Raw genomic sequence first — 8,491 nt, 5'->3', positions numbered from 1 at the left:
GAAGCTTAGGGAAATCAGGAGTTCAAACCTGATTTCCCCTTAAGATATTAAGATGATGAAGAAATTATTATTGTTATTCGGGTGCTCCATCCTGTTTTTTGCAGGACCGGTTGTTGCCCAGCAAGATGCACAGTACAGTCAGTACATGTTCAACGGCATCTACATCAATCCGGCCTATGCGGGTTACAAAGAGGTCTTGAATGTGCACAGTTTTTACCGCAGTCAGTGGACGGGGATCACCGGCGCACCCAAAAGCATGTCGCTCGCCGTAGATGCGATTGCAAACAGCGGCAACGTGGGCCTGGCGCTTCAGGTATCGAGCGATAAACTGGGTGCACAGACCAATCTGGCCGTTTATGGCAATTACGCTTACCGGATCCGGTTAAACGATGACGGAAGTTCGCGGTTGGCTTTGGGTTTAGGTGTTGGAATGGCCCAACTGGGCATTGATGGTTCGATGCTGAATCCCAACGATCCAGAACCTTTTCAGCCGGTCGGCGTACAGAGCACCACTGTTCCGGATGCCAGGGCAGGGGTTTATTTTGCGAATGACAGATATTATGCCGGCTTCTCGGTGGATAATCTGATTGCCACCTACATCAACATTGATCGTTACGCCTTCATCCCTCAGCCAAAACCCCATTACTACCTGACTGCAGGGGCTCTGTTTCCCATAAATGAAGATTTCCAGGTCAAGCCCTCGTTCCTGTTGAAGGATGACAGGGGCGGACCGACAAGTCTGGATGTCAATGCTTTTTTGATGATCAAAGAATTTTTGTGGGTTGGGGGATCTTACCGGACGGGGGTAAAGCTTTACGATAAAAGCTACCTTCAGAGAGACCTTACACCCAGAAACTCGGCAGTGGCCGCGATTCAGATTTTTCCGACCGAAAAGCTGAGAATTGGCTATGGGTACGATTTCTCGATCGGTCCGTTGCAGGGGTACAGCGGCGGCACACACGAAATTTCGATTTCCTATTCCTTCATCAGGCCAAATATCAGAATGGCGACACCAAGGGTTTTCTAATAAATTAACAGCGATCAACATATAATGAACAAAATTTTACCAGCTTTTACTGTTTACTGCCTTTTGGCAGTCGGTTTTTCAGCAAGGGCACAGTACGTATTAAAAGATGCAGACAAGCAGTTCGAACTTTTCAATTATGCCAAAGCTGTAGATTTATACGAACAGGCTTATAAAAAGAAAGAAACTTTGCATGCGGCAGAGCGTCTGGCCAATGCTTATGCTTACATGAATAATTACAAACAGGCGGAAAGCTGGTTTGCTATTGCCTCAAAACTAAATGGCAAAAAACCTGAAAACATTTTAGGTTATGCAAAGGCTTTGCAAAATAACTCCAAGTATAGCGAAGCCAAGGTTCAGTATCAAAACTATATCGACCAGAAAAAAGATGTTACCGAGCGCCAAAAAGACGTTTGGCTTTCCTCTTGTGATTCGGCTCTGCAATGGATGAGACATCCGAAGCAAGTGGAACTGATCAATCAAAAATCCTTGAACAGCAGTCAGTCCGACTGGGGCGCTACCACTTACCAGGGCGGGGTAGTTTTCACCTCAGATAGAACCGAGACTGGTCTGGAATCAAAAGAAAATACACCGTTTTTAAAATTCGACGGAGCTCAAACTCCCGATAAAAATATTTATGGTTGGACCGGGAATGGATATTTAAAACTGTACATCAATAGTAGTCCAACGGATAGCTTGAAATTGTTTCCCATAAAAACAGGTACCCGGTACCATGTTGGATCGGCAACCTTTACCGCCGATGGGAACACGGTATATTTCACCATGACGCCCATTCCGGACGATCTGGAAAAAGTAAAAAACAGGCCAAGCACGGTCAATGTAGAAATATACAGCAGTACAAAAGCCGCTGATGGAAGCTGGGGCGAACCGGTCGCTTTTCCGTACAACGATGTAAACCGGTATTCTGTTGGCGATCCGTTTATCTCTGCGAGTGGAACAAGTCTATATTTTGCATCGAACATGCCGGGTGGAAAGGGCGGAACAGATATTTACGTTTCTTTGAAAACCGATGCAGGAGAGTGGGGAAAGCCGGTCAATCTGGAAGAAATCAATACCGCTGGAAACGAACGCAGTCCTGTTTTTGATGTCAACAACAACCTGTTTTTCTCGAGCGACGGCTATGTTGGTATGGGCGGGCTGGATGTTTTCAGGGCACTGAGAGATGGTTCAGGTATTGGTAAAATCGAGAATATGGGCTATCCTTTTAACTCACCGCAAGATGATTTTGGCTTTAGCCTGAATGAAAAGGGCGGCATCGCTTATCTGTCTTCAAACAGAAACAATGGTTTGGGCAGCGACGATATTTACGGCATCGATCAGAAAATGATTATCGCTTTCAAACTGGAGGGTACGGTATTCGATAAGAAGACCAGTCAACCTTTACCCAATGCGCTGGTTACGCTTGCCAGGGTAGGCGGTGGATCCATCAAAACTGAAGCAGATGCCGATGGGAATTACAAATTCAATCTCTCAGCAGAAAGCGAATACAATGTAAGCGCAGAAAAAACCAATTACCGGTTGGATACCGAGAATCTGGCCACAATCGGTTTGACAACTTCTGAGGTGATTAGACAGGATCTGCATCTCGAACCGGTCGAAATCAACAGGGCAATCAGATTGGAAAACATCTACTACGATTTTGATAAATGGAACATTCGTGCTGATGCCGCAATGGAACTGGATAAGCTGGTTAGGATTATGGTCGATAACCCTACCATATGGATTGAGCTTGACTCACATACCGATAGTCGCGGTAAAGACAGCTACAACCTTACATTATCTCAAAAACGTGCTGAATCTGCGGTTCAATATATCATTTCTAAGGGCATTGATAGAAACCGCATCACGGCTAAAGGTTATGGCGAAACGCAGCTATTGAATAAGTGTGCCAACGGCATCGAATGCAGCGATGCAGACCACCAGTTGAACAGAAGAACCGAATTTAAAATTGTGAAGCAATAATTTATAGAGAAGGTAGAATATTATGAAAATGTGTTTGCTCAAAATGCGGTTCTGAATAAATGCTTTTTAGCAGTTCAACGAACTTAAAAAAGTCTTAATTAATCTTTACTTTAAAAGATGCCCTGGTAGCGATGTCAGGGCATCTTTTTTTTAGGTTAATTTTTTTGGATTGAGATATGAGAACTCTTTAAGACTAAAAATGTTAGTATTTTGTGGATAAAATATCCGATAAATCGAGATTAAAACTAAATTAATTAGTATTTTTGGTTTTGAATTTGAGGTAATTTGCAGAATTTGGTAATGTTGGAATCATGACGGACAAGGACAAACATATCATTCATATGGATCAAGATGCATTTTTCGTATCAGTTGAACTTCGGAAGAATCCTAAACTAGTTGGCAAACCAGTAATTGTTGGTGGCAGTGCAGATCGGGGCGTAGTGACTTCCTGTAGCTACGAAGCCCGTAAATTTGGCGTGCATGCAGCAATGCCGGGTCGAATGGCAAAACAGCTTTGTCCTCAGGCTATTTTTGTAAGGGGAAATATGGATGACTATTCCAGGGCTTCGCATGAAATTACCGAAATTATAGCCGATCGTGTTCCTTTATTTGAGAAGGCTAGTATTGATGAACATTATATCGATATGACAGGTATGGACAAGTTTTTCGGCTGTATGAAATTTGCTTCCGAACTTCGGCAAACGATTATCAAAGAAATGGGATTGCCAATTTCTTTCGGCTTGTCGGTAAATAAAACCGTCTCTAAAATCGGCACCAATGAATGTAAGCCAAATGGAGAGTTGGAAATTCCCTTTCCAGAAGTTCGACCTTTTTTAAACCCTTTGCCGGTACACAAAATTCCAGGTATTGGCGATGCAACTTATAAAAAGCTAAGCGAAATGGGGGTTCGGAAAATCCAAACTTTAGCAGAAGTTCCTCAAGATTTAATGTTTAAAATTCTAGGCCAGCAGGGCTTGGCAATTTGGCAGAAAGCCAATGGTATAGATTTTTCACCAGTAGTTCCTTACCGTGAACGGAAATCGATCGGTACACAAACGACTTTTGAAAGCGACAGTATGGATATCGCAAAAATGAAGGCGATTTTAAGCGGCATGGTCACTAACCTCACTTACGAGCTCCGGAGTCAGCAGAAGTTAACCGCCTGCATTACGGTTACCATTCGTTATTCGAATTTTGAAACCGTAACGCAACAGGCCCGAATTCCTTATACCGCACTCGATTCTTTCCTGATTTCCAAAGCACACGAGTTATTTAAGAAGCTATATAGCAAAAGAATGTTGTTACGCTTAATCGGTGTGAGGTTGTCTCATCTGGTAAGCGGTTTCGAACAGATTGGTTTATATCATACTTCAGAAGAAGAATACGATTTATACCAGGCGATGGATAAAGTGAGGAATCATTACGGTATCGAATCGGTTGTAAAAGCCTGTATTGTTAAAGGCCCGGAACGAGATGAAAATGGAAAAGTCATCAAATATAATCCCCGAAAGAAAAAGTTGCCTGGAGCTGAAAATGAAAATGGAGAAGAAAGAAAGCGATCGAGAATTAGAACTTTTATTAACGCTGATTTAGGAACAGCTACCAAATTAGACGGATAGCTTTTTTCATTACAATTGGTTAAATGTTTAATAATCTATCCTTAACCCTAAACCTGGAAGCCCGGAAACTGTCAACCAGCAAGGAATTCGGCAACTAACAACTGGCAACTGTTAATTGCCAACTGGAAACTGGCAACTGAAAACCGGCAACTGCCAACTGGTAACCGACAACTGAAATGTTTCTTAACGTACATTCATCATATAGCTTAAAATACGGAACGATGGATATTCAAACAATCGTTGCCAAAGCCCGTGCTTTAAATATTGGTCAGCTTGTTTTAACAGATATCAACAATTCTACCGGAGCTGTCGAATTCATTAGGGAATGCTATCGACAAGGAATTGCGAAAGAAGCAGATGATGTTCAAAAAGGAAATATTCCCTATCCACTCAAACCCATCACTGGAATAGAATTTAGAAAAGACCAGCAGCTTTTATATATCGGTATTGCAAGAAACAGAGAAGGGATGCGGGCGCTCAACGAGTTTTTGAGCTTCCATAATATCGAAAATATTCCACTTCCGGATACTGCGCCCATTCTTAACGATGTTTATTTTATTTATCCTTTTACTAAAATTTTTAATCGGACATTAAAATCGAATGAGTTTATCGGCATAAAAAGCGATCAGTTAAACCACCTTTACAAACACCCTTTGCTCGGGCAAAAGGAAAAGTTGGTAATCTGGCATCCGGTTACGGTAGGTAGCCGGGTAGAACATCGCTTACATGAATATCTACGAGCGATTGAATTGAATACCTTATTAACCCTGGTGCCAGAAAATGCAAAATGCGGATTTAATGAAGTTTTGGTTTCCGAAGAAGAGTTGAAACTCAAGTTTGAAGCATTTCCGTTCATTGTTGAGAATACACAGAAATTATTAAATGCATGCGATTTGAGCAGTTATTTTGAGCCTGGCCCTCAGCCTGTCTCTAAAAACCGCTTTTCCTATTGTAAGGAAGGTGAAGATTTGGACAAGATTTTGCTCAGGCGAATTGCATACAAAGGTTTAGAAAATCGTTACGGCAAAAATAATCCAGTTGCCAGGGAACGAATGGAAAAAGAGTTGCGCATCATTGAACTGAAACACTACTGCGCCTACTTTTTAATTACGTTCGATATTGTTCGATACGCCATGGGAAAATGCAAGTTTTACCATGTAGGTAGAGGGTCGGGTGCAAACAGCATCGTTGCTTATTGTCTGCGCATTACTGATGTAGATCCCATTGATCTTGATTTATACTTCGAGAGGTTTTTACATGAGAAACGTACCAGCCCCCCAGATTTTGATATAGACTTTGCCTGGGATGAGCGGGAAACCATTCAGAAATATATTTTTAATAAATACCCGAAGTGGCATGTTGCTTTTTTAGGTACGATGAGCACTTTTAAAGACCGGGCCATTATTCGAGAAATTGGTAAAGTGCTTGGTTTGCCGAAAGAAGAAATTGATGGTTTCATCGACCCCACAAAGGAACGTGAAAATCAGCAAAATGCTACCTATCAAAAGTTAGCTGCCGTTCACCATCACATGCAAAATATGCCAAATCAACGTTCCATTCATGCAGGGGGTATTCTCATTTCTGAAGAACCTATTACTTATTATACTGCTTTAGATTTGCCTCCAAAAGGTTTTGTAACAGTACAGTGGGATATGTACGAGGCAGAGGCAATAGGTTATGAAAAGTTTGATGTATTGAGCCAACGAGGCATCGGCCATATTCGTGAAGCAGTGCAACTGATCAAGAAAAATTGCGGTCGTGATATCGATATTCATGATTTTAAAACTTTTAAAAATGATCCAAACCTCAATGCTATTTTGCGTGAAGGCCAGCCCATTGGTTGCTTTTATATCGAGTCGCCAGCCATGCGCCAATTACTAAAGAAATTGAAGTGCGAAGATTATTTAACCCTGGTAGCGGCGAGTTCGATTATTCGTCCAGGAGTGGCGAGTTCTGGCATGATGAAATCTTTCATTGAGCGTTATCATGCGCCCGATAAGGTGGTTTATCTCTGCGAAGAGATGAAGGAACAGCTTAAAGAAACGTACGGGGTTATGGTTTACCAGGAAGATGTGATTAAAGTTTGCCATTATTTTGCAGGTTTGGATTTGGCCGATGCCGATGTGCTGCGAAAAGCGATGAGCGGTAAATATCGATCTAAGTTAGCTTTTGAAGAACTCGTGAATAAGTTTTTTATTTCTGCCCGTAAGCAAGGGCATTCAGAAGAATTAATTACCGAAGTGTGGCGACAGATATCTTCCTTTGCCGGCTACAGTTTTTCTAAGGCACACTCTGCTTCTTTTGCTGTAGAAAGTTACCAAAGTTTATACCTAAAAACTTATTATCCAAAAGAGTTTATGGTGGCGGTTTTAAATAATTATGGCGGTTTTTACAATAGGTGGGTTTATGTTCACGAGCTTCAAAAAACTGGTGCAAATGTACATTTGCCTTGTGTAAACCACAGCGATGAAGTGGTGAACATAAAAGGAAATAATGCTTTTTTAGGCTTCACGGGAGTTCAGGGTTTGGAGCATAAATTTATTGAAAGTATTCCTCAGGAACGCAGGTTGAATGGACCTTTCAAAGATTTAGAGAATTTCGTAAAACGAACTCAAATTACATTAGAACAAGCAATACTATTGATTCGCTTAGGCGCCCTTAGGTTTACCGGAAAAGATAAGAAAACACTACTCTGGGATATTTACAACTATTTAGGACACAAGAACAAAATTGTAAATGCGGCCGAGTTGTTTAGCCTCGAACGCAAAGAATATACGCTGCCAGAACTGGCCAACTCTCCGATTGAAGACGCGTACGTAGAATGGGAACTATTGGGTTTTCCGCTAAACTACCAAATGTTTGATTTTTTAAAAACCAGCTACCGCGGAGAAATAATGGCTGCCGATATGAATAAGAACGTAGGGAAAACAGTCAGAATGGTAGGGAATTACGTTTGCGAAAAAACCGTTCGAACCGTAAAAAACACTAAAATGTGGTTTGGGACTTTTTTAGATAGTAATGGCGATTTTTTTGATACAACCCATTTTCCTAACGCAACTCCAATGTATCCTTTCAAAGGAAAGGGCTGTTATCTGATATTGGGTAAAGTTGTTGAAGACTTTGGCTTCCAAAGTGTGGAAGTTTTAAAGTTCGCCAAGTTGGATATTAAGATGAACCCGGTAGCGGTTGATTAATAGAAATAAGAAATAGTATGAATTTAAAATCACACCGAGAGTGGTATTCAATAGTTCTTTACCCTCAAAAAGAAATTATTGATAAAGTTAAGGCCATTAAAGATCTTTTGGCAGATAAAGTTGGTGATTATGCCAGTCGAAATTCAGAAGCACACATTACAATTGTCGAATTCCCTGCAAATCCCAGCGAATTTGTTTTATATAAATTATATATGAAGAACTTTTGTTATAGCCAGAAATATCAAGATGTATCATTTAACAATTTAGTAGTTTCCAGTAGGAACGGGGCTGTAGTTTTATTGCCATCCCATGATTCAAAATTATATCTAAGCAATCTTCTAAGAATCTTTAGAATTGGATTAAAAACAATGTGTGTAAAACATGGAGGAGCTGCACATATCTCCATTGGACGAAAATTAACTTCCAGCCAAATTAAAGTTGCTAAGAATGCATTTGATGAGATAAATTTAGATTTTCTTTGTGAAAAGATTGCAATCAGAAAGTTTAATCCTTTAAGAGGTCAGTATGAAGTATTATATGAATTCTACTTTCTCGGGAATCGACTTTTGGAAAGACAACTTTGTCTATTTTAACAAAGCTCTGAGCCGATTAATTTCGTTAATCGGCTCATGATTTGGCTAGTTTTTGAGCCGAATAAATCGTATATTCGG

The 8,491-nt window shown here is 40.8% G+C and carries 5 protein-coding genes; all 5 read left to right on the top strand.

Annotation, left to right across the window (positions count from 1 at the left end; all coding sequences use genetic code 11):
- The first annotated feature begins 52 nt into the window (after window positions 1-52).
- The 5 genes from ACZZZK_RS02335 (at window position 53) to ACZZZK_RS02315 (ending at window position 8,413) form a co-directional block, all read left to right on the top strand.
- Window positions 53-1,027, top strand: coding sequence for a PorP/SprF family type IX secretion system membrane protein (locus ACZZZK_RS02335; protein ID WP_463482676.1), 975 nt, complete (start codon window positions 53-55; stop codon window positions 1,025-1,027).
- Between the two features lie 24 nt (window positions 1,028-1,051).
- Window positions 1,052-3,007 carry an OmpA family protein gene (locus ACZZZK_RS02330; protein WP_463482675.1) on the top strand — a complete coding sequence of 652 codons (1,956 nt, stop codon included), beginning with the start codon at window positions 1,052-1,054 and terminating at the stop codon, window positions 3,005-3,007.
- Between the two features lie 311 nt (window positions 3,008-3,318).
- Window positions 3,319-4,626: a DNA polymerase IV gene (gene dinB / locus ACZZZK_RS02325; RefSeq protein ID WP_463482674.1), complete on the top strand. Its 1,308-nt coding sequence runs from the start codon at window positions 3,319-3,321 to the stop codon at window positions 4,624-4,626.
- A gap of 176 nt (window positions 4,627-4,802) precedes the next feature.
- Window positions 4,803-7,820, top strand: a complete 3,018-nt coding sequence (dnaE, locus tag ACZZZK_RS02320) for a DNA polymerase III subunit alpha (protein ID WP_463482673.1) — start codon at window positions 4,803-4,805, stop codon at window positions 7,818-7,820.
- Window positions 7,821-7,837: 17 nt separating this feature from the next.
- Entirely contained in the window at window positions 7,838-8,413 is a 576-nt protein-coding gene (locus ACZZZK_RS02315) for a hypothetical protein (RefSeq protein WP_463482672.1), read from the top strand.
- The last annotated feature ends 78 nt before the right edge of the window (window positions 8,414-8,491 follow it).

The organism is Pedobacter sp. AC163 (assembly GCF_979258665.1).
This window is presented reverse-complemented; position numbering and strand designations above follow the sequence as displayed.